Here is a 13050-nt window from a genome sequence, read left to right as displayed (position 1 = left end):
TCAGAGGGGGAGGCGATGGCCGGGTTTCTGGTCCGCAGGCTGCTCTCGTCCGTCGTGCTCGTCGCGGTGGCCGCCAGCCTCGCCTATCTCCTGGCGGCCACCGCCCTCGACCCGCGCTCCAACTACGCCGACCGCACGCCCAAGCCGCCGCCCGCCGTGGTCGACGCCCAGCTCACCGCGCTCAATCTCAACGACAAGACACCCCTGCTGCAGCGTTACGCCACCTGGGGCACCGGGGTGCTCCGCGGCGACTTCGGCAAAACGGTCGTGGGCTCGCCCGTCAATGAGGATCTCAAGCGACGCGTGGGCGTCACGTTCCGGCTCGTCATGCTGGGGCTGCTGTTCGGCAGCGCGCTCGGGGTGATCGTCGGGGCGCTGGCGGCGGTCCGGCAATACGGGTGGTTCGATCGGCTCTCAACCGGCCTGTCGTTCGTCGTCCTCGCGGTGCCGGTGGTCGTCCTGGCCAACATGATGATCTTGGTGGCCACCTGGGCCAACGAGCGCGTCTTCGGCCGCCAGGTGTTCCTCGTCAGCGGCGAATACAGCGACGGGCTGGCCGCCGGGTTCTGGGGTCAGGTGGTGGACCGGCTGCAACACCTGATTCTGCCGACGATCTCGCTGTCGGTCGGTCTCATCGCGGTCTTCAGCCGTTACCAGCGCAACATGATGCTCGACGTGCTCGGCGCCGACTTCCTGCGCACGGCCATGGCCAAGGGGCTGAGCAGGCGCAGAGCGCTCGTCACGCACGCGCTGCGGACCGCGCTGATCCCCGTGGTGACCTATTTCGCGTTCATGTTCGGCGCGCTGCTGACGGGGGCGACGTTCACGGAGAAGATCTTCGGCTGGCACGGGCTGGGCGAGCAGCTGATCAACTCGATCTTCACCAACGACGTCAACACCGTCGCGGCCATCTCCCTGCTGGCCGCGATCTCCGTGTTGTGCGCCTCGCTGGCCGCCGACCTGCTGCGCGCGGCCCTCGATCCCAGGGTGCGGGCCTGATGACGCTGCACGAGGAGGAGGTGGCCGAGGAGCTGTCCGACGGCGTCATGGTCACCTATCCATCGCGGGTGCGGGTGGTCGCCGGGCGGTTCTTCCGCTCCCGTCAGGGGGTGGCCGGGTTCGTGGTGCTGGTGGTGATGTTCCTGCTGGCGTTCGCCGGCCCGCTGTTCAGCCGGTGGAGCTACACGGACAAGGATTTCACGGCGTTCCTGCAGCCGCCGTCGTCCTCCCACTGGTTCGGAACGCTCCAGACCGGCGCCGACGTCTACGCGCTGACCCTGCGCGGAATGCAGAAATCACTGGTCGTGGGCCTGCTGGCGGCTCTGGTGTCCACGGCGCTCGCGGCCGTGGTCGGGGCGTTCGCCGGCTACTTCCTGGGCTGGACCGACCGGGTGCTGAGCTGGATGACCGACCTGCTGCTCGTGCTGCCGGGATTCCTCATCCTGGCGATCATGTCGCCGCTGTTCGAGTCGGGGCAGTGGCCGCTGTTCGTGCTCATGCTCGCGCTGTTCCTGTGGATGGTCACCTCGAAGATCGTCAGGGGGATGACCATCTCGCTGAAGGAGCGGGAGTTCATCCAGGCCGCCCGCTACATGGGGGTGCCGCCGGCGCGGATCGTGTTCCGGCACGTGATCCCCAATCTGGCGTCCCTGCTGATCGTGGACGCCACGCTCAACGTCAGCGCGGCGATACTCACCGAGACCTCGCTGTCGTACTTCGGGTTCGGCATCCAGCCGCCGGACGTGTCGTTCGGCACGCTCATCGCCGACGGCTCCAAGACGGCCACGTACGCGCCGTGGACGTTCTGGTTCGTGGCCGGGCTGCTGGTGGTCACGGTGCTCGCGGTCAACCTCATGGGCGACGCCTTGCGCGACGCCTTCGACCCGGCGGCCAAACGATGAGCCCGGTCCTCGAGGTGACCGACCTCAACGTGGCGTTCGGAGACGTGCCGGCGGTGCGCGGGATCAGCTTTTCCGTACGCCCCGGCGAGGTCCTCGGCATCGTGGGCGAGTCCGGCTCGGGCAAGTCCGTCACCTCGGCCGCCGTCATGGGGCTGCTGCCGCCCGGCGCACGCGTCACCGGATCGGTGCGGCTGCACGGCAAGGAGCTGATCGGGGCCCCGGAACGGGAGCTGACCGCGTTGCGCGGCAAGACCATGTCGATGGTGTTCCAGGACCCGCTGTCGGCGCTCACCCCGGTCTACCGGGTCGGCGACCAGATCGCCGAGGCCGTGCGCGTGCACCAGCGGGTCAGCAAGGAGACCGCCCTGGTCAAGGCCATCGAGCTGCTGGAGCTCGTCGGCATCCCGCATCCGGCCGAGCGGGCGCTGGCCTTCCCGCACGAGTTCTCCGGCGGCATGCGGCAGCGCGTGGTGATCGCGATGGCCATCGCCAACGACCCCGACGTGATCATCTGCGACGAGCCGACCACGGCGCTCGACGTCACCATCCAGGCGCAGGTGCTGGAGGTGCTCAAGAAGGCGCAACGGAAGACCGGCGCCGCCATCATCATGATCACGCACGATCTCGGCGTGGTCGCCGGGTTCGCCGACCGGGTCCTGGTCATGTACGCCGGGCGCCCGGTCGAGGTGGGCGACGTGGACGACATCTACTACGGGCCGCGCATGCCGTACACCGTGGGCCTGCTGGGCTCCGTGCCGCGGGTGGACCGGGGCGGGCGGAGGCCGCTCGTGCCGATCGAAGGCAACCCGCCCTCGCCGGCGGCGCTGCCGCCGGGGTGCCCGTTCGCGCCGCGCTGCCCGATGAAGGTGGACGCGTGCGACGAGGGAGAGCCGCCGCTGTTCGAAGTGGGGGCCGGGCACGGGGCGGCGTGCATCCGGTGGGACGAAGTGCATCCGCCGGGGCTCGCGGAGCCGGCGGGGCCGCGGGAGGCCCGGGCGGCGCGCGGCGAGCGCACGGTGCTGGAGGTCCGCGACCTGGTCAAGGACTATCCGCTGGTGCGCGGGGCGGTGTTCAAGCGCCGGGTGGGCACTGTGCACGCCGTGGCCGGGGTCGGGTTCGACGTACGGGAGGGCGAGACGCTCGGGCTGGTCGGCGAGTCGGGCAGCGGCAAGACGACCACGCTGACGCAGATACTCGAGCTGGCCAAGCCGCAGGAGGGCCGCATCGTCGTGCTCGGGCACGACACGGCCCGGCTCGGCCGAGGGGAGCGCACCGCGATCAGGCGTGACATGCAGGTCGTCTTCCAGGACCCGATGGCCTCGCTCGACCCGCGCATGACCGTGCACGACATCCTGGCCGAGCCGTTGCGCACCCACGGGCGGCGCGCCCCCGGGCGGCGGGTCGCCGAGCTGCTATCCCTGGTCGGGCTGGACCTCTCGCACGCCGCCCGCTACCCGCAGGACTTCTCGGGCGGGCAGCGGCAGCGCATCGGCATCGCCAGGGCGCTCGCGCTGGAGCCCCAGCTGCTGGTGCTGGACGAGCCTGTCTCGGCACTCGACGTGTCGATCCAGGCTGGGGTGATCAATCTGCTCGACGCCCTGAGGGCCAGGCTCGGGCTGTCTTACCTGTTCGTGGCGCACGACCTGGCCGTGGTGCGCTACATCGCCGACCGGGTCGCGGTGATGCACCTCGGCAAGATCGCCGAGATCGGCCAGGTGGACGCCGTGTACGAGGCCCCGGCGCATCCGTACACGCAGGCTCTGCTGTCGGCGATCCCGCTGCCCGATCCGGTACGCGAGCGGTCACGGCGGCGCATCCTGCTCCACGGCGACCTGCCCAGCCCGGCCCACCCTCCGTCGGGCTGCCGTTTCCGCACCAGGTGCCCCAAGTTCCGTGCCGAGCTGACCGACGAAGAGCGCAAGCGCTGCGTGGACGTCGAGCCCGAGGTGCGGCCGCTGGGCGAGGACCAGGGCGCGGCCTGCCACTACGCCGAGCGGCGTGAAGTCGTATAGACCAGGAGGAATCGCTCGATGAAAGCAGCACGTCTTGTCACGGCCGCCGCCGTTGTCGTGGCACTGGGAGGGTGCGGCGGCGGGACGGGAAACGGCCCTGGGACCGGGGATGGAGCCGGCGACGACCATACGGTCAAGGCCTTCGACATCAACCCGCAGCCGCGCGACAAGGTCAAGGACGGGGGGACGCTGCGGTGGGGGATCAACGAGTTCCCCGCGCAGTGGAACAGGAACCACGTGGACGGCAACCTGGCCGTGGCGGCCTCGGTGAGCAACGCGCTGCTGCCGTCACCGTTCGTGTCGGACGAGAAGGCGGAGATCTCCGTCAACCGGGACTACGTGCTGGACGCGAAGGTCACCGATCAGCGGCCCGAGCAGGTGGTGACGTACACACTGAACCCGAAGGCACGCTGGTCCGACGGGCGGCCGATCACATGGGCCGACTACCAGGCGCAGTGGCAGGCACTGAACGGGCGGGACTCGGCCTACCGCATCGTCTCGGCCACCGGCTACCAGGACATCAAGAAGGTGGCGCGGGGGAAGGACGACTTCGAGGTGATCGTCACGTTCGCCCGGCCGTTCAGCGACTGGCAGGCGCTCTTCGGTCCGCTGCTGCCCGCCGCCACGAACCGCACGCCGGAGGCGTTCAACACCGCCTGGCTGAACAAGATCCCCGTGACGGCCGGGCCGTTCAAGTTCGGGGGGTTCGACCAGACGGCCAAGACGATCACGCTGGTCCGGGACGATGCCTGGTGGGGTGAGCGGGCCAAGCTCGACAAGATCATTTATCGGGCGTCCGAGCAGGACTCGCTGATCGGGGCGTTCAGCAACGGCGAGCTCGACATCATCGACATAGGCCCGTCCGCCCCCGACTACGCGCGAGCCAAGGCCACGGCGGGGGCACAGGTACGCCAGGCGGCGGGGCCCGACTTCCGGCATTTCACCTTCAACGGGTCGAGCGAGCTGCTGCGGGACCGGAACGTGCGGCAGGCGATCCAGCTGGGCATCAACCGCCAGGCCATCGCGCAGTCCGACCTGCAGGGGCTGAACTGGCCGATCGCGCTGCTGAACAACCACTTCTTCATGAACACCCAGGAGGGCTACCAGGACAACGCGGGGGCGCTGGGGGTGTACAACCCCCAGCGGGCGCGGCAACTGCTGGACGCGGCCGGGTGGAAGCTGAACGGGGCGGTCAGGCAGAAGAACGGCAAGACGCTGGACCTGCGGTTCGTGGTGCCGTCGGGGGTGCAGATCAGCAAGGCGGAAGGGGAACTGGCGCAGAGCATGCTCGCGCAGATCGGGGTGAAGCTGACGATCAAGGCGGTGCCGAGTGACGACTTCTTCACCAGTTACGTGATCCCCGGGAACTTCGACATCACGCCGTTCGCCTACATCGGGACACCGTTCCCCGTGTCCAGCAGTTACGGGATCTACGCGAACTCGCCCGACGGGAAGACGTGGAACGCGAACTTCGGGCGTACCGGGTCGGCGGCCATCGACCAGGCCATGAGCCGGGCCGCGCAGAGCCTGGACCCGGTGCGGGCGCGCGCGGCCACCAACGCCGCTGATGAGCTGATCTGGCAGGAGGTGAACGTGCTGCCGCTCTACCAGCGGCCGCAGTTGGTCGCGACCAAGGCGACGCTGGCCAACGCGGGGGCGCGCGGCTTCTACGACCTCCGCTACGAGAACATCGGCTTCATGCGCTGACCCTGCGGGCACCGGGGGCCGGACAGCCCGTCGCGGCGGGACTGTCGGTGGGCGGGTGTACAAAGGGCGAGTGACGACGAAGGTGACCTGGGCGCAGATCCTCGCGTGGCGCCTGCGCAGGCAGTTCGTGAGCGGAGCCGGCGGGCCCGACGCCGTGAGCGTGGCCCGGAGGTTGTGCGGCGTGCAGACCCAGGTCCCGTCGTCGGCGCAGCTGGCGGTGGCGGTCAGGAGCGCCAAGCCCGAGCCTGGCGAGATCGACCGCGCCCTGTGGACCGACCGGACGCTCGCCAAGACGTGGATCATGCGCGGCACCCTCCATCTCGTCCCCGCCGACGAGCTGGCCGGATACTGCGCCGCCCTGAGCACATTGCGGTTCTGGGAGAAGGGGTCGTGGCAGCGCGGCCACGGGGTGACCGCCGCCGAGATCGCGGCGATCATCGAGGCGGTCCCGCAGGCGCTGAGCGATGGAGCTGAGCGCCCGCTGACCCGCGAGGAGCTGGTCGACGCCGTGGTGGAGGTGACCGGCAACGCTCACCTGCGGCAGGCGCTCACCTCCGGTTGGGGCGCGCTGCTCAAGCCGCTCAGCCGCCTGGGCGAGCTGTGCTACGGCCCGCCCCGCGAAGGCAGGGTGACGTTCACCGCCCCGCGCGCCTGGATCCCCGGCTGGCCCTCCGAGCCGCCGCCGTTCGAGGAGGCGGGCGTCCGCGTGGCGCGGGCGTTCCTCGGCGCGCACGGCCCGGCGACGCCGGAGATGTTCGACACCTGGCTGTTCGGCGGCGTGGCCAGGAAGACCGTGCTGAAGGGCTGGTTCCGCGACCTGGCGCCGGAGCTGACCGAGGTCGAGACCGAGGACGGGACGACCCTGCCGGCGCTGAAGGAGCACCTGGACGACCTGGCGGGCACCCGGCCGTCCGCCGAGGTCCACCTGCTGCCGGGCTTCGATCAATACATTCTGGCCGCCCCGCGCACGCTGGCCCCGCTCCTCCCGCCGTCGCTCAAACCCAAGGTCAGCCGGCAGGCAGGCTGGATCTCCCCCGTGGTCGTCCACGAGGGCCGGGTGGCGGGCGTCTGGGAGGCCAGAAACGGCGACATCGCCCTGGACCTCGACGCACCGGTGCCCCAGGGGTCGCTGGAGGAGGCCGTCGCCCGCGTGCGCGGCCTCCTGAAACCCTAGGACGTGGTGCCCGCCATGACGCGGTCGACGATGCCCTTGGTGCCCTCCTCGCGGGCGCAGTGGGCGCAGCAATACCAGTGGTCACCGGCCTGGACCCCGTGCCCGATGACCTTGGTGCCGCAGTGCTCGCACACCGGTGCCATGGCCTCGATCGCGCACTGGAAGCAGTCGAAGGTGTGCACCGATCCCTGCGCGTGCACCTCGAACGCCATGTCGTAATCGTTGCCGCAGCTCTCACAGACAGCCATGGTGATCCCCTTTGCAGTCGTGTCCGCCCGGGGGGATACCCCGTTCCGTGCTCTCCTTTCCCCAAAGCATCACCATAATCAGGCCGTCTCCGCCCGTCACGAACGTTCCACCGCGAAGCGGGCCACCAGCGGCAGTCCCAGCAGCCCGAGCGCGGCCAGCGCCGCGGGCAGGCCGAACCACCCGCTCAGACCGGCCACGAGCAGCGGGCTGACCACGAAGCCGGTGTACGAGATCGTGGACACCCCCCACACCAGCGTCCCGCTCGGATCGTCGGCGGCCGAGCGGCTGAGCAGGGCGGGCACCAGCGGCCCGAGCGCCAGCCCGGTCACCGCGAACCCCACCATGGAGATCACCACGGTGCCGCCCAGCGCGGCCAGCGCGATGCCCGCCCCGCCACCCACCCCCGCCACCAGGTACATCGCCCTGAGCGGCACCCGCGGCAGTGCCTGCACGATGAGCCGCCCGGCGGTGAGCGCCCCCATGTAGACCGCGGGCGCGGCGCTCGACACGAGCGGCGTGGCGCCGCGATGGTCCTCCAGCAGCAGCACCGACCACTGTTCGACCGAGTTCTCGATGATGAGCACGCAGGCTGCCAGCGCCCCGAGCACGGCTGCTATCCCCCAGAGCCCGCGTCTGCCGGTGTGCGAAGGGGCTTCGGCTGCCGTACGCCTCATGGGCAGTGCCAGCAGCGACAACGACGTGACGACCACGATCACCGCGATGACCGCGAGCACCGCGCCGGCGCCGTACCCGAGCGAGCGGGCCAGCCCCGTGGCCGGGGCGGCGGCGATGACCCCGACGGGGAACGCCGCGTGCACCAACTGAAAGAGCTGGCGGCCGCTCTCGCGTTCGACCCGCCCGGTGGCCAGGTTCAGCGCGATGTCCAGCGCGCCGCTGGTGGCGCCCACGAGCAGCAACGCCGCCCCCAGCTGCCAGAGCGAGCCGACCAGGCCGACGCAGGCGACGCTGAGCGCGAACAATGTCGTGGTCACCATCAGGGCAGACCGCTCCCGCCCCCGTGCCAGCCGCCCGGTGAACGCCATCGCGGGCAGGGCCCCCACCGGTACGGCGCTCAGGGCCAGCCCGAGGTCGCCCGCCGAGATGCCCAGCTCCAGCTTGATGGCGGGCAGCAGGGCCGACCAGGAGCCCCAGAACACGGCCCAGGCCGCACAAACCGCGATGAGCGGCATCCCACCCCCTTGCAATTACGGTTAAGTCACAGTAAAGATCATCGATGTCCTTATATCCCCTGTCGAAGGGAAAACCGTGCTCACGCGAACGGTCATCGCGGCCGCTCTGGTCGCCACCGGGATCGCCGCCCTTCCCTCCTCCGCCTACGCCGCCACGGCGCGCTACACGCCCGAGCGCATCTGCGGCCCCGGCTTCCACCGCGTCAAGGACGGGCACCGGGCGATGAAGACGCGCGGCGCCGTGTTCGGACACGTGTACCTCATGTACAACAAGCACTCCGGCAAGAACTGCGTCGCCGCGATCAAGACCGTCTACCAGGGCATCCGCTCGGTGACCGGCGCCTACCTCGAGGTAAAGGGCGGCGGCAAGTCACAGGACGAGCAGAAGTACCGCTACTACGCCGAGACCGGCCACCTCGACGGGAGCTGGAAGTGCGTACGCTACGCCGGCTGGACCCGCGACCCCGCCGGCCGGGTCGAGGCGTGGGGCGGCCGTCAGTCCTGGGGCAACTGCCTGGGCTGACCGCGGCATCCAAGGTTTTCCTCCGAAGCTGTCACAACCGGGCGGCCTACCCCGTCCTGTAGATGTAAGAGCGAAAACTGAGGAGGCCCACATGACCCAGCGGATCAACGTCGCCAAGAACATCCCCGAGGTGTACCACCACTTCCTGGCGGTGGAGAAGATCCTGCACGACAGCGAGCTGCCGGCCGGCACCATCGAGCTCGTCAAGCTGCGCGCCAGCCAGATCAACGGCTGCGGTTACTGCGTGGATATGCACAGCCGCGACATGAAGAAGGCGGGCGAGAGCGACGAGCGGTTGTGGATGGTGGCGGCCTGGCGTGAGGCCACGGTTTTCACGCCGGCCGAGCGGGCCGCGCTGGCGCTGACGGAGGAGGCGACCAGGCTGCCCGACCGGGAGGCCGTGCCGGACGCCGTGTGGCAGCAGGCCGGCCAGCACTACAGCGAGAAGCAGCTCGCCCTGCTGATCGCGGCGATCGCCATGATCAACGCCTGGAACCGGATCGGCGTCACCGCCCGGCTCACGCCCGGTACCTGACCTCGTAGAAATGCATTGAGCCGGACCGGCACTGGAGCTAGGTTGGCGCGCATGGCGGGTGGCAAGCGCCCGCCAAGCCGTCGCCAAACGGCGCGGCGCACAGTCGTGGAAGGAGAACGACGCGCTTCGGAAGGGGGATACACCGTGAAACGCGTCAAAGTCACCAAGGCGACGGCCAGGCGGCGTCCGCGGCCGGCCATGGAGTTGGACCTGCGTTCACCGGCAGGTCGCAGACTCCCCTACTGACTTGCTCCTTACAGCAAACTTACGGGGGTATCTGTAGATAACATAGATAACAAGAACATCACGGGGGGCTCACGATGAAGAGGCTTGTGGCGGTGCCGCCACACGTTGCCAGGCACAAGGTCCGCGACATTCGGTCGGCAGACCGCCGCAAGCCGCCCGCAGATCCCAAGGTGATCGATTTGCGGGCCTACACCGGCAGGAATGTGATCCGTTTCCCCGGCGGTCCCACGCCTGCCGCCTAGCCCACCGGACGACCCAGGCCGGCGTGCGGCCTGGGTCGTCGCAGGTCAGGAGGCGTACAGCTTCTTGGCGTACGTCTCGCCGTAGTAGCTCTCGAGCTCTTCGAGGCTCTCCTGCACCGCCTGCACGTCCTTGACCAGCCGCGCGTGCGAGGGCAGGTCGTCGCCGCCCCAGGTGTCCGGCTTCCACAGCCCGGAGCGCAGGAACGCCTTGGCGCAATGGAAGAAGATCTGCTCGATCTCCACGACGAGGGCGAGATGCGGGCGGTGACCCTTGACGATCATCTCATCGAAGAACGGGGCTTCGCGGACGAGACGCGCCCGGCCGTTGATGCGGAGGGTCTCATTGCGGCCGGGAATGAGAAAGACCAACCCTGCATGCGGATTTTTCAGGATATTGAGGAATCCGTCCGCTCTGCGGTTCCCTGGGCGGTCCGGGATGGCGATCGTGGCGTCGTCGATGACGTGGACGAACCCGGCGGGGTCGCCCTTGGGCGAGACGTCACAGTTGCCCTGGTCGTCGGAGGTGGCGATCAGACAGAACGGCGAGGCCGCCAGCCACTGCCGGTCACGCTCGTGCAGGCGTACCCGCTCCTTGGTGGCCGCCCTCGGCATGACCTCCCCCAGCAGTTCGCGCAGCTCAGCCTCGGACCCGATCTCCGCCCAGCTCATGTGATCTCCCTTCGAGGGTTTCCCTGATGATTTTGTCAGGAATGGGGGCCAACATCCGGTGTGGTGTCCGAAGGGCGAGACTGACCAGGTCCTCGCGCGTGTCGTGGCGCAGGCCCGGCCCGGGGCGGACCTCGACCTCCTCCAGCGGGACGCTCCGGCGGCAGGCCGGGCAGCCGGACTGGGGGTCGAGCCGGGTCCGGCAGGTCACGTGGTGGTACAGGCGACGGGGGCCGTCCGCGGCGAGATGGCGCTCGCCCCACTGCGTCAGGGCCAGCACGGGCGGCCAGAGCTCGCGGCCCATGGGGGTCAGGACGTACTCGTCGCGCGGCGGCGCGTCCCGGTAGCGGCGTCGGCCGAGGACGCCGGCCGCGACGAGCGTGGCGAGCCGCTGGGAGAGAACGGCCCGCGGGATGTCGAGGTGGACCTGGAAGTCGCCGAAGCGCCGCACGCCGTACATGGCGTCGCGGACCACGAGCAGCGTCCACCGCTCGCCGATCACCTCCAGGGCCTTGGCGAGGGAGCAGTCTTGACCGTCGTAGTTCTTGCCGAGCGCCATGGGGCGCATGTTAGTTCATTCACCGAACCGTGCTAGCGTGCGGCACCATGAGTTCAATGACCGAACCGGCCATCGAATCGCGCATGGCCGACCTCGACGGCCTGCGCCTGCACTACCTGATCGCCGGCGAAGGGCCGCTGCTGGTCCTGCTGCACGGCTGGCCGCAGACCTCCCACTGCTGGCGGCGGCTCATCCCCGCCTTGGCCGGCCACTTCACGGTCGTCGCCCCCGACCTGCGCGGGTACGGCCGCACGGACAAGCCGGTCACCGGCTACGACAAGCGCACGATGGCGGCCGACATCCGCGCCCTGGCGCGCTCGCTCGGCCACTCCACCCTCGTGCTCGCCGGCCACGACCGGGGCGCCAGGGTCGCCCACCGCTACGCGCTCGACCACCCAGGCGAGGTGGAGCGGCTCGTGGTCATGGACATCATCCCGACCAGGGAGATGTGGCGCAGGTTCGACATGACGAGCGGCCTGGCGTCGGGCACCTGGCACTGGACGTTCCACCTGCAGCCCGATCTCCCGGAGCGGCTGGCGGGCCAGGACGTCCGCGGCTACCTGGGCTATTTCTTCGAGAAGTGGGCGGTGCAGCGCTCACGGCTGGATGTCGAAGAGTACGTGCGCGCGTTCGAGCAGCCGGGCGCGCTGCGGGCCGGGTTCGAGGACTACCGGGCCTCGTTCCCGCACGACGCCCAGCACGACGACGCCGACTGGGACGCGGACCGGCGGCTGGAGATGCCGGTCCTCGCACTGTGGGGCGCCGCCGGGCTGCCGAGCAGCGTGCCGGTGCTGGACATCTGGCGGGATTACGCCCTGGACGTGCGCGGGGCCGAGATCCCCGAGTGCGGGCACTTCCTGGCCGAGGAGCAGCCGGACGCGGTGCTCGCCCACCTGTCGAACTTCCTGCTGCCCCGCTGATCACCAGCGGCGGGCGTGCGCCATCGCCCCCAGGTAGGCGTCCCGCTCCACCGCGAACCTGGCCGGGTCCATGCCCCGCCGTTCGGCCCGCAGGTGCAGCATGGTCAGCTCGGTCGCCGCCTGCTGATAGTCGCTCATGGCCCGGCCGAGCCCTGCTCCCCTGGCCCACCTGCGGGCCGCCTTGCGTGCCGACAACGTGCTGAGCATCCGGACGTCCTGGTCGGTGACGAGCCCGGTGGGCCGGTAGCCGGGCAGGTAGACGGCCATCTTGCCGACGAGGTGGCGGCGTTCGACGACGGTCACGACGATCAGCAGGACGAGCGCCGCCATGATCACCAGGTACGCCACGCCCAGCCAGGCCAGCGAACCCGTGGTGGCCGAGCCGTTCCAGAGCGCGTGCAGGAAGACCGCGCCGAGATAGCCGAGCGGGATCGCGGCGAACCTGGCGGGCGAGCGGCTCGTCAGCGCGTAGGCGACGCCGAGGCCGATCATCGAGGTGTAGACCGGGTGGCCGAGCGGGTCGATCAGGCCGCGCAACACGAACAGCTGGATCGCGCCGCCGACGCCGTCCTCGCCGAACGCGAGCAGGTAGTAGCCGACGTTCTCGACGGCGGCGAAGCCCAGGCCCGCCATGGAGGCGTACACGATGCCGTCGGTCAGGCCGTCGATCTCGCGCCTCCTGCGCAGGAGCAGCAGCAGCGCCGAGCCCTTGAGCGCCTCCTCGATCACGGGGGCGAGCAGGACGGTGCCCATGTTCTCGGCGACCGCGGCGCCGTAGCCGGCCCTGACGAACAACTGCTGGCCGAGCAGCGTGAACCCCACGGCGACCACGACGGCCACGCCCGCACCCCACGCGAACGCGAACGCCAGATGCAGCTTCGGCTCCGGCTCCAGCCGATCAAGGGAGAGCACCGCGGCCAGCAGCACCGGCAGCGGCGCCACCGCGAGCACCGCCGACAACGCGAACCCGGCGGGCCCGCCCGAGATCAGCATGACGGCCAGCACGAGCAGCGCGAGGATTCCCGAGACGACCAAGCCGATCACCAGCGCCTTGCTGGGTCGCTGAGCAAGCAAAGGAGCAGTCATGGTTGGCGCCTCTCTTCCCGTCCGATCCGCCCACTATGCG

Annotated in this window: 14 protein-coding genes; 9 read left to right on the top strand and 5 right to left on the bottom strand. The window is 69.9% G+C overall.

Features of this window, described 5'->3' with window-relative positions; genetic code table 11:
- Positions 1-15: 15 nt before the first annotated feature.
- The 5 genes from OHA25_RS26980 to OHA25_RS26960 all read left to right on the top strand — a co-directional run bounded on the left by OHA25_RS26980 (position 16) and on the right by OHA25_RS26960 (position 6794).
- Entirely contained in the window at positions 16-999 is a 984-nt protein-coding gene (locus OHA25_RS26980; protein WP_327590257.1) for an ABC transporter permease, read from the top strand.
- On the top strand, positions 999-1901 hold the full coding sequence (locus OHA25_RS26975) for an ABC transporter permease (RefSeq protein WP_327590256.1): 903 nt from the start codon (positions 999-1001) through the stop codon (positions 1899-1901). The genes OHA25_RS26980 and OHA25_RS26975 overlap by 1 nt, the downstream gene beginning before the upstream one ends.
- Complete coding sequence (locus OHA25_RS26970) at positions 1898-3913, top strand: ABC transporter ATP-binding protein (protein ID WP_327590255.1); 2016 nt, start codon at positions 1898-1900, stop codon at positions 3911-3913. The genes OHA25_RS26975 and OHA25_RS26970 overlap by 4 nt, the downstream gene beginning before the upstream one ends.
- Before the next feature lie 18 nt (positions 3914-3931).
- On the top strand, positions 3932-5620 hold the full coding sequence (locus OHA25_RS26965; RefSeq protein ID WP_327590254.1) for an ABC transporter family substrate-binding protein: 1689 nt from the start codon (positions 3932-3934) through the stop codon (positions 5618-5620).
- Positions 5621-5690: 70 nt separating this feature from the next.
- Complete coding sequence (locus OHA25_RS26960) at positions 5691-6794, top strand: DNA glycosylase AlkZ-like family protein (protein WP_327590253.1); 1104 nt, start codon at positions 5691-5693, stop codon at positions 6792-6794.
- On the opposite strand, the gene OHA25_RS26955 is transcribed toward OHA25_RS26960, so the two are convergent.
- A complete protein-coding gene (locus tag OHA25_RS26955; protein ID WP_305922549.1) occupies positions 6791-7042 on the bottom strand; it encodes a hypothetical protein in 252 nt (83 codons plus the stop codon). The genes OHA25_RS26960 and OHA25_RS26955 overlap by 4 nt on opposite strands.
- A 96-nt stretch (positions 7043-7138) precedes the next feature.
- Entirely contained in the window at positions 7139-8233 is a 1095-nt protein-coding gene (locus OHA25_RS26950; protein ID WP_327590252.1) for an MFS transporter, read from the bottom strand.
- 76 nt (positions 8234-8309) lie between these two features.
- On the opposite strand from OHA25_RS26950, the gene OHA25_RS26945 reads away from it, so the two are divergent.
- The 3 genes from OHA25_RS26945 to OHA25_RS26935 all read left to right on the top strand — a co-directional run bounded on the left by OHA25_RS26945 (position 8310) and on the right by OHA25_RS26935 (position 9779).
- A complete protein-coding gene (locus OHA25_RS26945; RefSeq protein WP_327590251.1) occupies positions 8310-8756 on the top strand; it encodes a hypothetical protein in 447 nt (148 codons plus the stop codon).
- Positions 8757-8847: 91 nt separating this feature from the next.
- A complete protein-coding gene (locus OHA25_RS26940; RefSeq protein ID WP_327590250.1) occupies positions 8848-9291 on the top strand; it encodes a carboxymuconolactone decarboxylase family protein in 444 nt (147 codons plus the stop codon).
- Positions 9292-9611: 320 nt separating this feature from the next.
- On the top strand, positions 9612-9779 hold the full coding sequence (locus OHA25_RS26935) for a hypothetical protein (protein WP_327590249.1): 168 nt from the start codon (positions 9612-9614) through the stop codon (positions 9777-9779).
- Between the two features lie 45 nt (positions 9780-9824).
- On the opposite strand, the gene OHA25_RS26930 is transcribed toward OHA25_RS26935, so the two are convergent.
- Positions 9825-10448: a pyridoxamine 5'-phosphate oxidase family protein gene (locus OHA25_RS26930; RefSeq protein ID WP_327590248.1), complete on the bottom strand. Its 624-nt coding sequence runs from the start codon at positions 10446-10448 to the stop codon at positions 9825-9827.
- Complete coding sequence (locus OHA25_RS26925) at positions 10417-11004, bottom strand: winged helix-turn-helix transcriptional regulator (protein WP_327590247.1); 588 nt, start codon at positions 11002-11004, stop codon at positions 10417-10419. The genes OHA25_RS26930 and OHA25_RS26925 overlap by 32 nt, the downstream gene beginning before the upstream one ends.
- Before the next feature lie 56 nt (positions 11005-11060).
- On the opposite strand from OHA25_RS26925, the gene OHA25_RS26920 reads away from it, so the two are divergent.
- Positions 11061-11924, top strand: coding sequence for an alpha/beta fold hydrolase (locus OHA25_RS26920; protein ID WP_327590246.1), 864 nt, complete (start codon positions 11061-11063; stop codon positions 11922-11924).
- On the opposite strand, the gene OHA25_RS26915 is transcribed toward OHA25_RS26920, so the two are convergent.
- Entirely contained in the window at positions 11925-13010 is a 1086-nt protein-coding gene (locus OHA25_RS26915; protein ID WP_327590245.1) for a PrsW family intramembrane metalloprotease, read from the bottom strand.
- Between the last annotated feature and the right edge of the window lie 40 nt (positions 13011-13050).

Source organism: Nonomuraea sp. NBC_00507, assembly GCF_036013525.1.
Lineage (GTDB): Bacteria > Actinomycetota > Actinomycetes > Streptosporangiales > Streptosporangiaceae > Nonomuraea.
The sequence above is the reverse complement of the archived record's forward strand: the minus strand, read 5'-3'. Positions and strand labels throughout refer to the sequence as shown.

Coding starts and splice junctions, on each gene's coding strand:
- OHA25_RS26915 (WP_327590245.1), bottom strand. CDS start 13,010: ATGACTGCTCCTTTGCTTGCTCAGCGACCCAGCAAGGCGCTGGTGATC.
- OHA25_RS26930 (WP_327590248.1), bottom strand. CDS start 10,448: ATGAGCTGGGCGGAGATCGGGTCCGAGGCTGAGCTGCGCGAACTGCTG.
- OHA25_RS26955 (WP_305922549.1), bottom strand. CDS start 7,042: ATGGCTGTCTGTGAGAGCTGCGGCAACGATTACGACATGGCGTTCGAG.
- OHA25_RS26920 (WP_327590246.1), top strand. CDS start 11,061: ATGACCGAACCGGCCATCGAATCGCGCATGGCCGACCTCGACGGCCTG.
- OHA25_RS26935 (WP_327590249.1), top strand. CDS start 9,612: ATGAAGAGGCTTGTGGCGGTGCCGCCACACGTTGCCAGGCACAAGGTC.
- OHA25_RS26970 (WP_327590255.1), top strand. CDS start 1,898: ATGAGCCCGGTCCTCGAGGTGACCGACCTCAACGTGGCGTTCGGAGAC.
- OHA25_RS26950 (WP_327590252.1), bottom strand. CDS start 8,233: ATGCCGCTCATCGCGGTTTGTGCGGCCTGGGCCGTGTTCTGGGGCTCC.
- OHA25_RS26940 (WP_327590250.1), top strand. CDS start 8,848: ATGACCCAGCGGATCAACGTCGCCAAGAACATCCCCGAGGTGTACCAC.
- OHA25_RS26965 (WP_327590254.1), top strand. CDS start 3,932: ATGAAAGCAGCACGTCTTGTCACGGCCGCCGCCGTTGTCGTGGCACTG.
- OHA25_RS26975 (WP_327590256.1), top strand. CDS start 999: ATGACGCTGCACGAGGAGGAGGTGGCCGAGGAGCTGTCCGACGGCGTC.
- OHA25_RS26925 (WP_327590247.1), bottom strand. CDS start 11,004: ATGGCGCTCGGCAAGAACTACGACGGTCAAGACTGCTCCCTCGCCAAG.
- OHA25_RS26980 (WP_327590257.1), top strand. CDS start 16: ATGGCCGGGTTTCTGGTCCGCAGGCTGCTCTCGTCCGTCGTGCTCGTC.